19 protein-coding genes are annotated in these 16,098 nt (G+C 61.7%); 14 read left to right on the top strand and 5 right to left on the bottom strand.

The annotated features are described in order from the left end of the window. Positions 1-102: 102 nt before the first annotated feature. Positions 103-1,314, top strand: coding sequence for an MFS transporter (locus IGW03_RS06910; protein WP_438943622.1), 1,212 nt, complete (start codon positions 103-105; stop codon positions 1,312-1,314). Between the two features lie 86 nt (positions 1,315-1,400). Here IGW03_RS06910 and IGW03_RS06915 read toward each other — a convergent pair whose 3' ends face one another. Then, complete coding sequence (locus tag IGW03_RS06915) at positions 1,401-3,116, bottom strand: DUF4214 domain-containing protein (RefSeq protein WP_194721799.1); 1,716 nt, start codon at positions 3,114-3,116, stop codon at positions 1,401-1,403. 403 nt (positions 3,117-3,519) lie between these two features. Here IGW03_RS06915 and IGW03_RS06920 point away from each other — a divergent pair, with 403 nt between their 5' ends. From IGW03_RS06920 to IGW03_RS06940, 5 genes are all read left to right on the top strand, one after another. Continuing rightward, positions 3,520-4,491 carry a tripartite tricarboxylate transporter substrate binding protein BugD gene (locus IGW03_RS06920; protein ID WP_194721800.1) on the top strand — a complete coding sequence of 324 codons (972 nt, stop codon included), beginning with the start codon at positions 3,520-3,522 and terminating at the stop codon, positions 4,489-4,491. Between the two features lie 479 nt (positions 4,492-4,970). Further along, positions 4,971-5,375 (top strand): hypothetical protein, encoded by a 405-nt coding sequence (locus tag IGW03_RS06925; RefSeq protein WP_228535161.1) that lies wholly within the window; start codon positions 4,971-4,973, stop codon positions 5,373-5,375. Between the two features lie 128 nt (positions 5,376-5,503). Further along, the gene (locus IGW03_RS06930) at positions 5,504-5,794 is read left to right on the top strand and encodes a hypothetical protein (RefSeq protein ID WP_194721802.1); all 291 of its coding nucleotides are present in this window, start codon (positions 5,504-5,506) and stop codon (positions 5,792-5,794) included. Between the two features lie 438 nt (positions 5,795-6,232). Further along, positions 6,233-6,607 (top strand): DUF4148 domain-containing protein, encoded by a 375-nt coding sequence (locus IGW03_RS06935; protein WP_194721803.1) that lies wholly within the window; start codon positions 6,233-6,235, stop codon positions 6,605-6,607. Positions 6,608-6,766: 159 nt separating this feature from the next. Further along, positions 6,767-7,105, top strand: coding sequence for a DUF3703 domain-containing protein (locus tag IGW03_RS06940; protein WP_194721804.1), 339 nt, complete (start codon positions 6,767-6,769; stop codon positions 7,103-7,105). Positions 7,106-7,111: 6 nt separating this feature from the next. Here the strand turns inward: IGW03_RS06940 and IGW03_RS06945 are convergent, their stop codons facing one another. Continuing rightward, complete coding sequence (locus IGW03_RS06945; RefSeq protein ID WP_194721805.1) at positions 7,112-7,498, bottom strand: YkvA family protein; 387 nt, start codon at positions 7,496-7,498, stop codon at positions 7,112-7,114. 141 nt (positions 7,499-7,639) lie between these two features. Here IGW03_RS06945 and IGW03_RS06950 point away from each other — a divergent pair, with 141 nt between their 5' ends. The 3 genes from IGW03_RS06950 (at position 7,640) to IGW03_RS06960 (ending at position 9,127) form a co-directional block, all read left to right on the top strand. Beyond that, entirely contained in the window at positions 7,640-8,056 is a 417-nt protein-coding gene (locus IGW03_RS06950) for a VOC family protein (RefSeq protein ID WP_194721806.1), read from the top strand. Between the two features lie 314 nt (positions 8,057-8,370). Further along, positions 8,371-8,538 carry a hypothetical protein gene (locus tag IGW03_RS06955; protein ID WP_194721807.1) on the top strand — a complete coding sequence of 56 codons (168 nt, stop codon included), beginning with the start codon at positions 8,371-8,373 and terminating at the stop codon, positions 8,536-8,538. A gap of 226 nt (positions 8,539-8,764) precedes the next feature. Next, on the top strand, positions 8,765-9,127 hold the full coding sequence (locus tag IGW03_RS06960) for a hypothetical protein (RefSeq protein WP_194721808.1): 363 nt from the start codon (positions 8,765-8,767) through the stop codon (positions 9,125-9,127). Positions 9,128-9,192: 65 nt separating this feature from the next. Here IGW03_RS06960 and IGW03_RS06965 read toward each other — a convergent pair whose 3' ends face one another. After that, complete coding sequence (locus tag IGW03_RS06965; protein WP_228535163.1) at positions 9,193-10,437, bottom strand: glycoside hydrolase family 1 protein; 1,245 nt, start codon at positions 10,435-10,437, stop codon at positions 9,193-9,195. Positions 10,438-10,791: 354 nt separating this feature from the next. Between IGW03_RS06965 and IGW03_RS06970 the strand changes: the two genes are divergently transcribed. After that, a complete protein-coding gene (locus tag IGW03_RS06970) occupies positions 10,792-12,540 on the top strand; it encodes a histidine kinase famiy protein (protein WP_194721809.1) in 1,749 nt (582 codons plus the stop codon). Here IGW03_RS06970 and IGW03_RS06975 read toward each other — a convergent pair. Continuing rightward, a complete protein-coding gene (locus IGW03_RS06975) occupies positions 12,537-12,980 on the bottom strand; it encodes a helix-turn-helix domain-containing protein (protein WP_194721810.1) in 444 nt (147 codons plus the stop codon). The genes IGW03_RS06970 and IGW03_RS06975 overlap by 4 nt on opposite strands. A gap of 86 nt (positions 12,981-13,066) precedes the next feature. Between IGW03_RS06975 and IGW03_RS06980 the strand changes: the two genes are divergently transcribed. The 3 genes from IGW03_RS06980 (at position 13,067) to IGW03_RS06990 (ending at position 14,735) form a co-directional block, all read left to right on the top strand. Then, positions 13,067-13,558, top strand: coding sequence for a DUF2938 domain-containing protein (locus IGW03_RS06980; protein ID WP_194721811.1), 492 nt, complete (start codon positions 13,067-13,069; stop codon positions 13,556-13,558). Positions 13,559-13,634: 76 nt separating this feature from the next. Further along, positions 13,635-13,859 carry a DUF2798 domain-containing protein gene (locus IGW03_RS06985; RefSeq protein ID WP_228535165.1) on the top strand — a complete coding sequence of 75 codons (225 nt, stop codon included), beginning with the start codon at positions 13,635-13,637 and terminating at the stop codon, positions 13,857-13,859. Positions 13,860-14,207: 348 nt separating this feature from the next. Continuing rightward, positions 14,208-14,735 carry a superoxide dismutase family protein gene (locus tag IGW03_RS06990; RefSeq protein ID WP_228535203.1) on the top strand — a complete coding sequence of 176 codons (528 nt, stop codon included), beginning with the start codon at positions 14,208-14,210 and terminating at the stop codon, positions 14,733-14,735. 108 nt (positions 14,736-14,843) lie between these two features. Here the strand turns inward: IGW03_RS06990 and IGW03_RS06995 are convergent, their stop codons facing one another. After that, the gene (locus tag IGW03_RS06995) at positions 14,844-15,488 is read right to left on the bottom strand and encodes a TetR/AcrR family transcriptional regulator (protein ID WP_194721813.1); all 645 of its coding nucleotides are present in this window, start codon (positions 15,486-15,488) and stop codon (positions 14,844-14,846) included. Between the two features lie 160 nt (positions 15,489-15,648). Between IGW03_RS06995 and IGW03_RS07000 the strand changes: the two genes are divergently transcribed. Then, positions 15,649-16,086, top strand: coding sequence for a VOC family protein (locus IGW03_RS07000; protein WP_194721814.1), 438 nt, complete (start codon positions 15,649-15,651; stop codon positions 16,084-16,086). Positions 16,087-16,098 lie beyond the last annotated feature (12 nt).

Raw genomic sequence — 16,098 nt, forward strand, 5'->3', positions numbered from 1 at the left:
CGTTCTGCCTCCGGCCGGAAAAAGGGAAAAGTGTTAGCATGCGTGCCCTCTCGATTCCAGGCATGCATGCTGGCCTGGAATCATCGTTTTCAAGGAGTCTCCATGCCTTCGCCTCAACGCGCCGCCGTTGCGGAAACGCCGGCCGTATCCAAGCCCGTTTCGGCCATGCCCAAGGGCATGATTACACTGTTTGCCTTTTGCTGCGGCGCAATCGTCGCTAACCTCTACTACGCGCAGCCGGTCATCAGCCTGATCGCGCCCGACATCGGCATGTCGCCATTCCTGTCCAGCCTGATCGTGTCGCTGACGCAGATCGGCTATGCCATCGGCCTGTTTTTCCTGGTACCCCTGGGCGACATTCTCGAGAACCGCCGCCTGATGATGGCGACCGTGTCGGTTTGCATCTTGAGCCTGGCGGGTGCTGCGATGGCGACATCGTCCAATGTCTTTCTTCTCCTGTCGCTGCTGATCGGTTTCAGTTCGGTGGCGGTGCAGATCATCGTGCCGCTGGCGGCGCACCTGGCGCCGGAGGCGTCGCGCGGCCGCGTGGTGGGCGGCATCATGAGCGGACTGCTGCTCGGCATCCTGCTGGCGCGGCCGATGTCGAGCTTCATCGCCGGGCATTTCGGCTGGCGCGCCGTGTTCGCTACCGCCGCCGTGATGATGGCAGGCATTCTTGCTGTCTTCGCGGTCAGGATGCCCGTGCGCCAGCCTCAGCACCAGGCCGGCTACGGCGCGCTGCTGCGCTCGCTGGGCACGCTCATGCTGCGCTTTCCAGTACTCAGGCAACGCGCGTTCTACCAGGCTTGCATGTTTGCGTCGTTCAGCCTGTTCTGGACGGCCGCGCCGCTGGAACTGTCCCGCACCTACGGTTTTTCGCAGGGACAGATAGCGCTGTTCTGCCTCGCCGGAGCGGTAGGCGCGATCGCGGCGCCGATCGGCGGACGTCTGGCCGATGCCGGCCATACCCTCGCGGCGACCCGCTGGGCGCTGGCGGGCGCGGCGCTCAGCTATGCGCCGGCGCTGTTCGGCAATGCGTGGGGATTCCTCGGGCTGGCGCTCACCGGCATCCTGCTGGACTTCTGCGTGCAGATGAACATGGTGCTGGGCCAGCGCGACATCTACGGACTGGACGCAGCCAGCCGCGGCCGACTGAACGCGCTCTACATGACCAGCATCTTCATCGGCGGTGCGGTGGGATCGAGCGTCGCCAGCAGCCTGTATGGCCATGGCGGATGGATGTGGATCGCGCTTGTCGGCGCCGGCTTTCCGCTGCTGGCGCTGGCGCGGCAGGTGGCGGTTCCGGCAAGGTGAATATGGCTTGCTGCGGCAGGCAAGTGCAGCCCCCGTTGCTGCAGGAAGCATCGGGGGCTGCAGAGCTCAGCTGCTGACGCCTGGCCTCAGTGCCGCAGTTGCCAGGTGCGTGCCTGCATGGCAACGATTTCCTGCGCGCCCGGCTGGCCCGCACCCACGTTGAAGGCGCTGATGCGCGCCTGCAGCGGCCCGTTCGGCAATCCGCGCGTATCGAAGTCCATCCACGCACGTGTGCCGTCCGGGGAAACAGTGAACACACCCAGCCGCGGCGCATACCCTGAAGCCGGCAGCAGTTCGACATTGGCGATGCCGCTGCCTGTCACTTCCAGCCGGGTGACGCCGGTGAGCACCGAGCCTTCGGCAGGCGCAACGGTCAGGTTGGCGGTGAAGGGCACCGGCGCGGGTGGGGTCGAGCCGTTGCCGATGTTCCAGCGGCGCGGATCCATCGCCACGATTTCCACCGCGCCCGGCTGGCCTGCCGCCACATTGAAGGCGCTGATGCGTGCATCGAGCGGCCCGTTGGGCAATGCGCGCGTGTCGAAGTCCAGCCAGGCATAGGTGCGGTCGGCCGTCACGTTGAACACGCCCAGGCGCGGGGTATAGCCGGAGGCCGGCAGCAACTCGACATTGCCGATGCCGCTGCCGCGCACTTCCAGCCGGGTAACCCCGGCGATGGTGGCGTTTGCCGTGGGAGCGCCGACATAAGTGATGTTGAATGGAGCAGGCGGCGGCGCGCTCGTATTGCTGACCTGCCAGCGGCGCGCCGGCATGGCTACCACCTCTACCGCATCAGGCTGCCCGGCAGGAACGCTGAAGGCACTGATCCTGACATCGGCAGCGCCATTGGGCAGCGTCCTGGTATCGAAGTCGAGCCAGGCCAGCGTGCGGTCCGGCGAGATGCTGAAGACGCCCAGCCGCGGCGCATAGCCGTTGGGCGGCAGGAGTTCGGCATTGGCGATGCCGCTGCCGCGGATTTCCAGACGCACCGTGCCGCTCACCGTCGCGCCGGTCTCGGGCGCCATGGTCACGTTCGCGATGATGGGCACACCGGGTTGCGGCGGATTGGGCAGCGGCTGCGGCGCGGCGTTGTACGGCGTATAGAGTATGCCGTTGCGGATGTCGGGCAGCACGCGCCCGCGGTTTTCCGGACTTTCGCTGAAGGCTGCCAGCACCTGCGCCGGCGACATCACGCCGCGGTCGAGCAGGTCCACCCAGAAGGCCAGGCCGGAGGCATCGGGCTCGCGCTGCAATGCATTGCGGTAGTAGCGCGTCACCAGTTCGGTATTGTTCGGCGCGCTGCCGTAGATGGACTTGAATTCAGCGGACTGATAGAAATTGGCGGCGAGCTCGCTGACGTTGGCCACCCTGCCCGTATCCATCATGTAGATCCAGAAGCCGAGTCCGGCCAGATCGGGCTTGCGGTTGAACGCCGCCTGGTAGAGGCGGTAAACCTGACCGGCATTGCCGTCGATGTCGAGGGCGACGACGCCGTCGACGAACACCAGACGGGTATTGTGCTCCAGAGCGTTGATGGTGGTGCCCGAGGCGGAGGTGATGGTTGCGCCGGTCGGCGTGCGGGTGATCGTATAGGCGGTATAACTTCCCGGCACGACGAGGTTCTGCCCGGTGCAGCGCGGTTCGACGCTGCAGCTGTTGACCACCCTGCCATCTTCCAGATACAGGGTGGGACGCAATTGCGTACTGCTTGTTGCTGCGATATCCGCATCGCCGCCGCCGCAGGCTGCAAGCAGCAACGTCACGCCGGCCAGGGACAGGGACCTCAACTCCTTCAACATCACCATGCTTCGCTCCATTCAAATAGCCGGCGCATGCGGGCGCCGGCGCCAGTTTTATATTTTTCAGTTGATGCGCCGGCTGCCGCAGAACGCGGCACGGCGACGTGGCGGCGCATCCGGCAAATGCAGAGCCCCGCCAACGAATTAGGAGTTGATAATTTGGCCATAAGTTTTGACTGACTCTAAGTAAAGCTTGATGCTTCTCAAGCTTGTGATGCGAACACATCGCGCAAGCGAGCCTCATTCAATTACGGTTTTCCACAGTTGCGCTTCCCGGCGCGCTTGATAGTATTCGTGCACTAAACAGCAGTAGGCTGACAATCAGCTAAAACACATCCGCCCGTTCGCATGCCAAGGATGCCGCTGCCTGTCTATGTGTCTAAATAATGATTAACGAGGAGAAAGTCACATGAAGATTCGCTATATCGCAGCCGGTCTCGCCCTGGTCGCCAGTGCCGCAGCCCACGCCCAGGCCAACTATCCTTCCAAGAACATCACGATGATCGTCCCCTTCGCGGCGGGCGGTCCCACCGATACGGTCGCGCGCCTGATCGCCCAGTCCATGGGCAAGACGCTGAACCAGACGGTCATCGTCGAGAACGTCGGCGGCGCCGGAGGCACCATCGGCGCAGCTCGCGTCGCCAAGGCCGATCCGGACGGCTACACCATCTTCCTGCACCACATCGGCCAGTCCACCGCGCCCGCGCTGTACCGCAAGCTGAGCTACAACGCCATCGACAGCTTCGAGCCGATCGGCCTGGTGACCGACGTGCCGATGACCTTCGTCGCGCGCAAGGACTTCCCGGCCAAGGACTTCAAGGAACTGATCTCCTACGTGAAGGCCAACAAGGCCAAGGTCACCTATGCCAACGCCGGCGTCGGCTCCGCGTCGCACCTGTGCGGCATGCTGTTCATGTCCGCCATCGAAACCGAACTGACCACCGTCCCCTACAAGGGCACCGGCCCGGCGATGAATGATCTGCTCGGCGGCCAGGTCGACATCATGTGCGACCAGACCACCAATACCACCAGCCACATCAAGGGCGGCAAGATCAAGGCCTACGTGGCAACGACCAAGAACCGCGTGCCTTCCCTGCCTGATATCCCGACCACGACCGAAGCCGGCCTGCCGAACTTCCAGGTTGCGGTCTGGCACGGCCTGTATGCGCCGAAGAGCACGCCGAAGCCCGTGGTCGACAAGCTGGCCGGCGCGCTGCAAACCGCATTGAAGGATCCGACCGTCAAGCAGCGTTTCGCCGACCTCGGCACCGAGCCGGTCGCGGAAAACCGCGCCACCCCGGAAGCGCTGCGTACCTTCCTCAAGTCCGAGATCGACAAGTGGACCCCTATCATCAAGAAGGCAGGCGTCTACGCGGACTGATGCCCGCCTGACACGCGTCACCTGCACTCAGGCGCTGGCCCGCAGCGTAGACAGCGGACGCAGCGCCTGATCGCGCAACGGTTCAACAGGCACGGCCCGGTTCTTCACCGGGCCGTACTTCCTTATTCAGCCCCTTCACCACCTCTCCAGTTCCATCCCGGCGTTCGGGATGACCACCGTGCGCCTCGTGCCCCGGGAAGCGGTGTCCTGCTCATCTTCCGCAGCCTGAAATATGCGGAGCATTGCAAGCGTCCGCATGCAGTTTCCAAACTGGATGCAATAACCCTTCTGCCGATGGAACTTTGCAATGCGGCATGCCACACATCCATCAACAGGATGACGCCTTCACCACGGCCCGATATCCCGAATGCGTTGTCCGCGCCGTCGCACGGCGAACAGATGCTGCATCGACAGCAGGCAACGCACCAACGAACCGAACTGAACCGTATGCCGACAGGGAGCGCCCGATGAATCTGCTGATGAATGACCGACCCCGTTTCGAAACCGACCGCTTTATCGTGATTCTCCTGACTCCGTCGGATGCGCGCAGGCTTCTTGAGGTTCTGCTTCAGGACGAACCGCTTGCCGCACGCGTGCCCTGGTTGAACGACAAGACCCAGGACGGAGCGCTGCAGGAAGCCTATGCGATAGGATTGCAGGCGGCAGCCGGAACCATCAAGGTATGGGGCATCTTTTCGAAAGAACTGCAGGAGCAGGTAGGCGCCATGATTGCCAGGAATACGCCGGAGGGGATCGACGTCGAAGCACTGGTCGCGTCCCGATACTGGAGCAACGAGGTGATAGAAGAGGCGAGCGAACCGTTGATGGAATGGCTGGAAGAGAACTCGGAAGTCATCGACACCATTCCCACCCTCCTTCATTGAATGCGCCGTTCCCCCGATGATGGCTGCCGGGCGCATGCGCTCTTGTGCAAGCTCAAGGCCGAGCCTGCCGGCAGGTCTACCGTGGGCAGACGCCGGCCAGCATGCCGGCATGCGATACGGAGGCCGGCATGGATTTCGGCAGGCACACTTATTACTTCGCCTGTCCGCGTCCTGCTTGCGGAGAGGTGTACGAGGTTTTTGAGATCGCTCTCCGCAATGACGACGGCAGGCATGAGCACGGGCACCGGCATGGCCTGCTGGCCTGTCCCTGCTGCGGCTGGGTGGTGCATCTCCGTGCGCCGGTGCTTGCCATCCGCTGCGTTCTGGGAGACGAGGAGCAGGCTGCCGTGCGCCGCCTGGCCTCGTGCCGCACCGGGCGGCTTGACGTCGCCGCGCGGCTTGATTTCGAACAGGAATGAAGAACGCTCGCCATCCATGCTGATGACATCGAACGCGCGAGCGAAAGCGTTGGGAACCTCTGCTTAAAAGAAAGCCCGCGTACCGGTCGGGACGCGGGCAAGAACGGGGCTTTTCCTAGGAGAGTTGCTACATCTTCAGCTTAGTCTTTGCCTCGGATGCGGGCTTAGCCTTTCTCAAGCCTGAAACACACGCTTACATGCCTTACATTTTTCCGCCCATGCAAAGCCTTCCGGCCTGGCGCAGCCGTGATTTATTCCTGAATCAGAAATAAAGCATTGCGGAAAAAGCCGTTTATCGCATCGATCGCAATGATTAGACTTCACTCCATCGATGAGCACACAACAAAACGCGTGCGACTCACCGAGGCAAGCCCCGACGGCAAATTTTGCCCGCGCCGCCGAGACTGGGTCACCAACCGTTATTGATGGAGAATGAAAATGAAAGCCAAACAACTGATCGCCGCAATCGCCGTTTTCGCCGCAGCAGGCTCCGCCCTCGCCGACCAGACTTATCCCTACGTCGATTTCAGCGGCTTCAAGTCGACCAAGACCCGCGCCGAAGTGATGGCCGAACTGCGCGACAGCCAGGCCAGCGGCCAGATCGCCGGCGGCAATGAATTCACTGCGCCGGATGCGAAATTCGTATCCACCAAGACTCGCGCTCAAGTCATGGCCGAACTCGAGCAGGCTCAGGAAGACGGTTCCTATGCGCTGGCGCAGCAGGAATTCGACGGCCAGTATCCCGGCCTGCAGCACCGCGGCAATGCCGGCACCCGCCTGGCGGGCCAGGGTAGCGCCGACCGCGTCAACTGATGCGGCCAAGCCGGGGCGGCGACGCTGGCGCCTGACGCCGTGTCGCCTGCCCCATAGCAGGACAGCAAGACAACAACACAACGGCCAAGGGTCTTGACCCTGTAGCCGCTACAGGGAGTTCAATGACGGTGGAATGCAACTGTATCGAGCGAGACAGACATGAAACCTGCATTGAAGAACGCCTTCGACGCCGAAATGGCGGCAGCCATCCACGCTTACCGCCAGGGCCGGTTCGACCGGTCGTTCGGCCATCTTGAAACCGCCCATGTGCTCGGCCAGCGCCATGTGCTGGCACATGTCGAGACCCATTGGTGGATGCTGAAGATCGGCCTGAAACGCCGTTCCCTGCAAGAAGTGAGCGGACAGGCGGCGCGCATCCTGCTCGGCGCCCTCGGTTCGGCGGTCGGCGTGGTCCCTGTCGGCAACACCGGCGGCACCAATATCAGCATGTTCAAGCGCCTGCCGATCGACCGCGACTTGCAGGACCTCCTCCGGTAAGAATCCTTACCGATACCAGTACCAGGCCGCCCCGACGAGCACGGCCAGCCAGAGCAGCACGATGGCGATGGCGCCGGCACGGCTGCTCGGCCGGGATTTTTTCTCTTCCATCCATGCCTCGGCCTGCGCCCGGCATTCCTGCACGACATGCGGCGGGATGAGCCGCACCGCCAGCCAGATCAGCGACGGCAGCAGAAGCACGTCATCGATATAGCCCAGCACCGGCACGAAATCCGGAATCAAGTCGATGGGACTCAATGCATAAGCCACCGTGAAGACGCAGATCGCCTTGGCAAGCAAGGGCGTATCGGGATGCCGGCGGGCGAACCACAGCATGAGCGCGTCGCGCTTGATGCGGCGCGCCCAGTTCCTGACCGATTCTGCAAGCGGCATCTCGCCCTTCCTTCCTGTTTCATGAGGCTGCACAGCATACGTGATCCGCACCTTCCTGTCATAAGGATGAAGCAAGGCCTTGCCCTTGACATGCCGCACGCGGCCGCGATAGCTTCGGCCATTGTCCCTACCGCTATCGACATGGATTTTCTGGTCAACATCGACGTCGACGATCTGCAAAAGGCGGTGGCCTTCTATTGTGCCGCTTTTGGCCTGCGCGCCGGCCGCCGTCTCGGCCCCAGCGTGGTGGAAATGCTCGGCGGCCCTATTCCGATTTATCTGCTGCAAAAGGAAGCGGGTTCTCAGGCATCGGCCACGGGCACGCAGCTGCGCAGCTACCGGCGACACTGGACTCCGGTGCATCTGGATTTCACCGTGGCAGACATCGAAAGCGCGGTGCGCGATGCGGTTCTGGCAGGCGCATCGTCCGAATCGCCGGTTACGACGCATGCCTGGGGCAAGCTGGCGCTGATGGGCGATCCGTTCGGCAACGGCTTCTGCTTCGTGCAATTCCTCGGCCGCGGCTATGACGAGATCGCCGGGGATGGTGCACAATGAATGCGCCGCGGATGCCGGCACGGCCAGCACAATGCCTGAGCCAAAGGTGTGAAGGTACGCGTCACTCGCCAGCGCATGGTCGGAAGCATCGCCCGACACAGTGATGCGGACATAGCAGCCGGAGTAACGCCCGGCCATCCGTGGCCTCTTCATGATGCCGCATTGATCGCAATGAACGCCGCGCAATGAGTGCCGCGCCGTTTACTTGTTTTTGCATAAATCGGCAAAACTTCGTTGGCCCTAATCTGTAAAGCTCGTCTTACCAGCGTCCTGCAATTCTCATTGCTACCCAACACTTAACTACAGGATTCACCATGCATCTCGAACGCTCCGTGCCCATGCACCTGCTTACCGACCTTCTTGAAAGATGGAAATCGTCGATTCATGTTGAAGATATTGGCGGCGAGAATGAACGGGAATCCGTAAGAGCCTTTACGCTGCAGAAATGCATTGAAGAACTGGAGTCCGCTATCCAGAAATAATCATTCGCGGCAATACACTGCGGCATGCCAGGACAAGTTGCGAAAAGCTGGGGCAGGCTGCAACAACGCACGAAACAGATTGCAAAAGACACAAAAAAACCCGCTGCTCATGTCGAGGCAGCGGGAGAATCCAACAGGAGTTGGAGGAGACAGTTGAGAGATAGGGATGGTGGCTTGGATTTCAAGCCTCTTTTTTTATCTATGAAGCGATTTTTTCAGAACTTCCATGCCGCGCAATCATCATGTGAATGTGGAGGCTGTTATGGATGCCAACGGAATCAAGTACCGAAGCCAGGACCTCCTGGTCTTGAAGAAAACGATTTGCGAAGAGCTTGCAAGAGTGAAAGAAGTATTGGCACGCTTGCAATACCGGCACCAGCAAAAAGTTGCGCCGGATTTGTCGAAAGACGAGCTTCTCGAGATATTTCACGAAGAACACGAACGCCTGTTCAGTCAACTGCAGGCGATCGATGCAAGCCTGCTCAAGGCGGAAGAGGGCAGCGCCCCGGGACTGCTGGCGCAGCATCGCCAGATCGAACGCTGGCGCAACACCTTGGCCGCGCCGCCGCAATCGACATTGACGCGCTGAACGATATGTCATCGGGCGGCATCAATCGATAGATGCATGCCCCATCCGGGCTGATTTCACATCACCTACGACCAGTTGCGGTCCGGCTGCTTGTTCAGCCGATGCGCGGCATCGACGACATCCTGCAGTTCCACCGGGTCGCTGAACGGATCTTCGTCGAGGGCAACGACACGGTTAAGCTCCTTCTGCCAGCGCCGCAGCTCCCGAATGTAATCCTCGTCCGGCGCCCGCCTCAGATCGCCGTTATCTTCGACCAGATCGCATATGCCGTTGTGCAGCCATTCCCCGGTATGCCAGTCGGGCATGTCGACTGCCGGGAACAGGCAAATGCCCTGCAGGTCCATTCCCCGGGCAACTGCCGCCAGCGATTCTTCCGTGACGTCCTTGAGCCATGCGGCGCGCCCCTGCCGCATGCCGCTGGTTTCACCAATGATCATCGGACGCCGATAGCGCTGCCATACGTTGCCCAGCAGTTCGCACAGAGGCACGATGCGGTCGTCCTCCGGATCGAGTGCGGCATGCGGACCGTGCTCGCGGTACTCCATCTGTCCGAAGGAGTAGTTGTTGGCGCCGACGATATCGAGAATCTCGGGCGCGCCGCCCAGTTCGGGATGAACGCGGCCGCACAGGATGTCCCAGGCAAGATAGGTATCGACATAGGTTTCATGGTGCGCGGCCTCGATGAGATCGGGCCGGTCGCGCGGCGCGACGACCTGCACCAGCGGATCGACATGCACCATGCGCGCGCCGGAATCGACTTCGCGAATCGCATTCACACCGGCGATTGCGGCGCGGCACAGCGCCACGCGCAACTGCATCCGGTCGGCGCGGGTACGGCGGTAAGGCGCGATCCAGCCCCACTCGCCGGCGCAAAAGGAAAAGAAGGTGATCTCGTTGATCGGCGTGAAGAAGTGCGGACCGTGCAGCCTGGGGATCACGTATTCGGCGGCAGCCCGGCAATAGGCGGCGAAGCGCTCGGTGAAGGCCGGCGTGAAGGGATCGAGATCATCGGGATAGCCGTAATGGCACATGTCCCAGATCGGGATCACCTTGCTGGCCTGCATTGCCTCGATGAAGGGATCCAGCATGGAAAAATCGAGTTGCCCGTGCCGGTCGGCAAGCGGCCATGGAATCGCTTCGCGCGCCACGGCGATGCCCAAGGCATGCAGCAGGCGGTAATCTTCCATGACATGACGGTCATGCCGGGTTTCGGCCACCAGGTTGCGGCGCTGGCGGTCCTTCCACAAAAAGGTGGAGCACTCAAAGCCTGACAGGAAAAAAGTCGGGAAGATGCCTGGATGCTTCGCCATGAACGTCTCCAGCTGGAGTGGAATAACGATGACTCCTGCGAACTGCTTAAGTTGCCGCATTGCCGGGATGCCGTCCTGACTTGCCGCAAGCCACCGCTCCTGCCCGCCAGGAACTTAGCAATTGCGGAAGAAGCCTCACGCAAAAGCTCAATCCATGCTTCTGGAGCCTCATTCCGCATCATGGTTCAACCGAATCAAGGCATAGCCTGCGCCCAAAGGCAGGGCAATGCCATAAAGCTATAATTGCCTCTTCACTTCGCGTCGCGACATTACCGACACGGTCTGCCTACCGCCGATCGCATTCATTGCAATCGATTGCCTCTGCCGGACCGACATACATTTAGGAAAAGCACCATGGCAACAGGCAGCAACCAGGAAGAGCGAGCAGGCAAGCCGCTCGACACGAGCGAAAGCAAGGAAGCCGCGGGCGCACCGGCGGACGGCCAGTTGGAAGGCAGCAGCTACAATCCGCTCGGCAATCCAGGCATCAAGCACTGGCAGGCGTCGTATATCTCGCGTCCCGGACTGGAGGAAAGAGGCAACATCTTCTTCGCCGCGGTCGAAATGACACGCATGCCGATGCTGGTGACGGACCCCAACCAGGAAGACAATCCCATTGTTTTCGTCAACGGCGCCTTCCTCGACCTGACGGGCTTTGAAGAAGACCAGGTGCTCGGACGCAATTGCCGCATGCTGCAGGGCGAGGAAACGAATCGCGACACGGTGGCCGAGATTCGTGCGGCGCTGCGGGAAGAGCGTGCAGTAGCCGTCGACATCCTCAACTACAAGGCTGACGGCACCCCGTTCTGGAATGCGCTGTTCATCGGCCCGATCTTCGACCCCGACGGCAAGCTGCTGTATTACTTCGCGTCCCAGCTCGACATCACGCGGCGGCGCGTGTCCGAGCAATCCTATCTGCAGGCGCAGAAGATGGAAGCGATCGGCCAGCTTACCGCTGGTCTCGCTCACGACTTCAACAACCTGCTGCAGGTCATCAGCGGCAACCTGGAAATGGCGGCCGGCACGCTCGACGCCGGCAGCTTCACGCATGAAGCGGTAGAGCGAGCGCAGAAGGCGGCCAACAAGGCCAGCAAGCTGACCCAGCAGCTGCTGACCTTCGCCAGGAAGCAGCGCCTCGAACCCAAGCGCATCAATCTCAACTCGCTGGTGGTGGAGTTCAGCGAAATGCTCGTCAGGACGCTGGGAGAAAAAGTCGACCTTCATCTCGACCTCAAGCCGGGCCTGCCGTCCTGCACGCTGGATGCGACGCACATGGAAATGGCGCTGCTCAACGTGCTGATCAATGCGCGCGATGCGATGCCCGGCGGCGGCAAGGTCACTGTCGCCACTTCCGTCATCAATGACATGGACAGGCTGGCAGCGCACCGGCTGACTTCCGGCACCTATGTCGTCCTCTGCGTGATCGACGAAGGCGAAGGCATGCCGCCGGAAGTCGCCCGGCGCGCCACCGAACCCTTCTTTACCACCAAGGGCCCCGGCACCGGTCTCGGCCTGGCGATGGTGCACGGATTCGTACAGCAGTCGCACGGCCGTCTGGAAATCGAAAGCACGCCCGGCGAGGGGACTGTCATCCGCATGATCTTTCCCGCTGCCGACCGCTCGGCATTCGAACTGGCCGCAGCCCGCGCTAACCCGCAACCCGGCGGTCTCAACTGGAGCCCGGCGGCCATCCTCGGACGAAAGACCATCCTGGTGGTGGACGACAGCCAGGATGTGCGCGAACTTGCCGAAGCCTTCCTGCAGTCGCAGGGCTATCGCGTGCTCGGCGCGCAAAGCGGTGAAGAAGCCCTGGAGATGGTGGAACGTTATGGCAACATCGATCTGCTGTTCACCGACATCATCATGCCCGGAGGCATGAACGGCCTGCAATTGGTGGAGCGCGCCCGCGAACGCCAGCCCGATCTGCCGGTACTGCTGGCCACCGGCTACATGGAAGAACTGCCGCGGCACAGCACGGCGTCCGATACGATCAATATCCTGACCAAGCCCTATCGCCAGGCGGAACTCGCGGAGCGGGTGCGGATCGCGCTGGAAAAGACCGTACCGCCCACGCCGCCTGGCAGCTTCCGTCACGAAGGCTAGAGCGGTTTTACTCTGAGGCGTTTTCCGGGCGAGCTCTTCCTGCCATTGCCGCCCGCCGCTCCGGACGCGGCGATTCCCAGCAGGCGGCGGAAGGTCGGGCACTCCATGTGGCTCGGTGCCGAGCAGGCGGCCGCATGCCGCAGCCCGTCGCGCATTGCACTCAGCTTGCGTATCGTTCGATCGAGGTCTTCCGCCTTCTGCAGCAGCTGCCGCCGGTCGATCTGCGGCTGCCCGTCCGCGGCGAACATGCTGCCGATCTCGTCGAGAGAAAAACCGGCGGAACGGCCGAGCGCGATCAGCGCGAGCCGGTCGAGCACGTCGGGGCCGAACAGGCGGCGCAGGCCCCGCCTGCCGACGGAGGCGAGCAGACCCTTTTCCTCGTAAAAGCGCAGCGTCGACGCCGGAACGCCGGAGCGCTGCGCCACCTCGCTGATATCCATATCCTTCTCCCTTGACTTCAAGTTGACTTGAAGTTGTACGCTACCTCCACTTTCCGACAAAGGCAACTTCGAGAATGGAGAACATCATGGATACTCTGACATCCGTCCTGATCACCGGGATAGGCGCCACGGCAGTGATGGACCTGTGGGCCATCGTTCGCAAGCGCCTGCTTGGCCTTGCCCCGCCCGACTATGGCATGGTCGGCCGCTGGATCGGACACATGAGCGGGGGACGCTTCCGCCATGATTCGATTGCGGCGGCATGTCCGGTGCCCGGCGAACGGCTGATCGGATGGACCGCCCATTACCTGACCGGCATTGCGTTCGCCGGCCTGCTGATCGGCATCTGGGGTTCCGCCTGGATCCGGCATCCCAGCATCGGCCCGGCTCTCGCCGTCGGCATCGCAACGGTCGCCGCGCCGTTCCTGCTGATGCAGCCGGGGATGGGCGCCGGCATCGCGGCATCGAGAACGCCGCGTCCCGGCGCGGCCCGCCTGCAAAGCCTCGTCACGCATGCGGTCTTCGGCATCGGCCTCTATGCGGGCGGCTGGGCCGCGCACGCCCTGATCGCGGCGTAATTGCCGAGCAGCGATCAATTCACTTTCAAGCCCCACCCGTCAATCCGTTTCACAACGCAATTTCCAGGAGAATGACATGCGTATTCCCGCCCGTTTCGCCCCCATCCTTTTCAGCGCCCTGCTGTCGTCTGTCATGGTCTGTATCGTTTCCGGCTTCGTGCTCATCACTTCGCAGGGAATCCATCCCGGCCTTCCCGCACAATGGCTGAAAAGCTGCCTGACCACATGGCCCGTCGCATTTCCCACTGTGGCAATCGTGGCGCCATGGGTCAGGCGCATCGTCGGCCGCATCACCGCATAACCTCGGCCGCCGGCGAACATTGCCTCGCACAAGCGTTGGATGTCATCCGACATGCAACCGGATAGCGGTGGCCGACATCCGACAGAGTCTCTGCGATGCCAGTCGAGGGGCACACACGCAATGCCCGTTCCATGTCCATGAACCGTTGAAACGCCGACGCCATCTCAATCTGCTCCTCTGATGGCATGCCCCTTGCAGACGCCCTGGGCACGCAAGAATGTTCTTGCGAACTTCATCATGAGGAGAAGGCAAATGGGCAAGACTGTCGCCAGGTCTCTGGCTACGAGTGGAAAAGCAAGCGCTGCTGTCCGGCATCCCGGGGCAGCGACGGGCAGAAAGTTGTTGTTGATGGTATCGCTGGTGTCGATGGCGGCGCTGGCATCTTCCGCCGGCGCCAACGACAACGGCGCCGGGGCCGAAGCAAAGCTGCAGGACAGGTCCGGCAACCCGGTCGGCAAGCTGACGATCAATCCGCATGAAAACGGAACCGTGGCGGTACAGGTGCGCGTGCATGACCTGCCTCCAGGCTTTCACGGATTCCATGTGCATGCGGTCGGCGATTGCACGCCGCCCTTCACGTCGGCCGGCGGTCACTTCGACAAGGACAAGCATACGCATGGCAGCCACAGCGGCGACCTGCCCGTCCTGCAGGTGAACGAAAACGGCACCGGCAAGGCGACCATCCATACCGACCGCTTCAGCATTGCCGATCTCTTCGATTCGGACGGCAGCGCGATCATCATCCATGCCAACCCGGACAACTACGCCAACATTCCGACCCGGTATGCCGCCGCGCCGGATGCGGCGACACTGGCGACCGGTGACGCGGGCGACCGGATCGCATGCGGAGTGATCGAGAGAACGGCGAAACAGTAAGCATGCGGCGAAACGCCTGCTTGCGTTTGCCCCGCAAGCCGCAGGTGGCTCTGCGGCTTGCGCCGAAAACTATTATTTTCAAACGCAATGAGGTTCAGTTCGCCGAGATCACAAACCCTTTTCCACCATATCCACTACCCGCTTGCCGACGACTGCTCTTTGCGCATCGGTCAGGTTGCGCAGCGGGCCGTCAGTAAAGAGCACGGCCAGGCCGTGCACGGCAGACCAGGCAAGATATTCCGCACCCATCCGCCGTTCCGGAGGCAGTACGCCAGTGTCGACAAGCCGATCCAGCGCCGCCCCCAGCAACTGGAAGGGATTCAAGCCGCTGCGCCCGGCACGCGCCGGGTCGGCCTCGGTTTCATCGTTCAATGGAACCGAGAACGCTGTGCGGAACAATCCTGGTTCGGCATGGGCAAAGCGCAAATACCCGATACCGACTGCCCGAAGGCAGGCGCGCGCATGTTCAGCCGAGCCCGGTTTTTCCTTCAGGGCCGCCATTTCGCTTTCGATCGTGATCGCCAGTTGCGACAGGGTATATGCACGTACGGCCAGCAAGAGTTCCTGGCGACTGGCGAAATGGCGATAGGCCGCGTTGGGTACGACACCGGCGCGCCGCGTGGCTTCACGCAAGACGATCGCATCGGCGCCTCCTGCACGCGCCAGCTCGATGCCTGCCTCGAGCAAGGCATGTCGCAAGTCGCCATGCCGGTAGGTATCGCGCGCGGTCGGATTATTTGTTTTCTTTACCATGACTACCCCATTGTGGACACTGTCCATTATCCATGTTATTGTTTGTGGACACTGTACACAAACATGAGCACCCCTCGAACCTCCGATTTCCTGTTTCTCTGAGATTCACATTTCAGCATCAATCCTGCGCGACGGCCGCCTTTCTTCAAAAGGAAAAACCATGCCTCAACTCAATGCATATCTTGGCTTCGACGGTAACTGCGCGGAAGCCATGCGCTTTTATGAACGCGTACTCGGCGGCAAGATCGAAATGATGATGACGAATGGAGAATCGCCGATGCGTGATCAGATACCGCCCGGGAACGAGGACCGCGTCATGCATGCGCGCCTGGCCATCGATGGAGGCATCCTCATGGCTGGCGACGCCATGATGGGCTGCGACCCTTACCAGGGCATGAAAGGATTTTCCCTGACGCTTTCCTATGCCAGCGCCGCAGAAGCCAGACCGGTGTTCGATGGCTTGAGCGAAGGCGGCAAGATCACGATGCCATTGCAAAAAACATTTTGGGCCGAGTCGTTCGGCATGCTGACGGACCGCTTTGGCACGCCCTGGATCATCAACGGCGGCCTGATCGACGTCAAGCCTGCCGGCAATTGACTGACTCGCCGC

Origin of the sequence: Noviherbaspirillum malthae (assembly GCF_015352985.1) — a bacterium.
Lineage (GTDB): Bacteria > Pseudomonadota > Gammaproteobacteria > Burkholderiales > Burkholderiaceae_D > Noviherbaspirillum > Noviherbaspirillum malthae.

Bases quoted from the DNA above. Each gene is read 5' to 3' on its own strand.
- IGW03_RS06955 (WP_194721807.1), top strand. From the start codon at position 8,371: ATGCATCTCGAACGCTCCGTGCCCATGCACCTGCTTACCGACCTTCTT.
- IGW03_RS06910 (WP_438943622.1), top strand. From the start codon at position 103: ATGCCTTCGCCTCAACGCGCCGCCGTTGCGGAAACGCCGGCCGTATCC.
- IGW03_RS06990 (WP_228535203.1), top strand. From the start codon at position 14,208: ATGGTATCGCTGGTGTCGATGGCGGCGCTGGCATCTTCCGCCGGCGCC.
- IGW03_RS06985 (WP_228535165.1), top strand. From the start codon at position 13,635: ATGCGTATTCCCGCCCGTTTCGCCCCCATCCTTTTCAGCGCCCTGCTG.
- IGW03_RS06930 (WP_194721802.1), top strand. From the start codon at position 5,504: ATGGATTTCGGCAGGCACACTTATTACTTCGCCTGTCCGCGTCCTGCT.
- IGW03_RS06935 (WP_194721803.1), top strand. From the start codon at position 6,233: ATGAAAGCCAAACAACTGATCGCCGCAATCGCCGTTTTCGCCGCAGCA.
- IGW03_RS06960 (WP_194721808.1), top strand. From the start codon at position 8,765: ATGCCGCGCAATCATCATGTGAATGTGGAGGCTGTTATGGATGCCAAC.
- IGW03_RS06945 (WP_194721805.1), bottom strand. From the start codon at position 7,498: ATGCCGCTTGCAGAATCGGTCAGGAACTGGGCGCGCCGCATCAAGCGC.
- IGW03_RS06980 (WP_194721811.1), top strand. From the start codon at position 13,067: ATGGATACTCTGACATCCGTCCTGATCACCGGGATAGGCGCCACGGCA.
- IGW03_RS06925 (WP_228535161.1), top strand. From the start codon at position 4,971: ATGAATGACCGACCCCGTTTCGAAACCGACCGCTTTATCGTGATTCTC.
- IGW03_RS07000 (WP_194721814.1), top strand. From the start codon at position 15,649: ATGCCTCAACTCAATGCATATCTTGGCTTCGACGGTAACTGCGCGGAA.
- IGW03_RS06920 (WP_194721800.1), top strand. From the start codon at position 3,520: ATGAAGATTCGCTATATCGCAGCCGGTCTCGCCCTGGTCGCCAGTGCC.
- IGW03_RS06995 (WP_194721813.1), bottom strand. From the start codon at position 15,488: ATGGTAAAGAAAACAAATAATCCGACCGCGCGCGATACCTACCGGCAT.
- IGW03_RS06950 (WP_194721806.1), top strand. From the start codon at position 7,640: ATGGATTTTCTGGTCAACATCGACGTCGACGATCTGCAAAAGGCGGTG.
- IGW03_RS06970 (WP_194721809.1), top strand. From the start codon at position 10,792: ATGGCAACAGGCAGCAACCAGGAAGAGCGAGCAGGCAAGCCGCTCGAC.
- IGW03_RS06965 (WP_228535163.1), bottom strand. From the start codon at position 10,437: ATGGCGAAGCATCCAGGCATCTTCCCGACTTTTTTCCTGTCAGGCTTT.
- IGW03_RS06975 (WP_194721810.1), bottom strand. From the start codon at position 12,980: ATGGATATCAGCGAGGTGGCGCAGCGCTCCGGCGTTCCGGCGTCGACG.
- IGW03_RS06940 (WP_194721804.1), top strand. From the start codon at position 6,767: ATGAAACCTGCATTGAAGAACGCCTTCGACGCCGAAATGGCGGCAGCC.
- IGW03_RS06915 (WP_194721799.1), bottom strand. From the start codon at position 3,116: ATGGTGATGTTGAAGGAGTTGAGGTCCCTGTCCCTGGCCGGCGTGACG.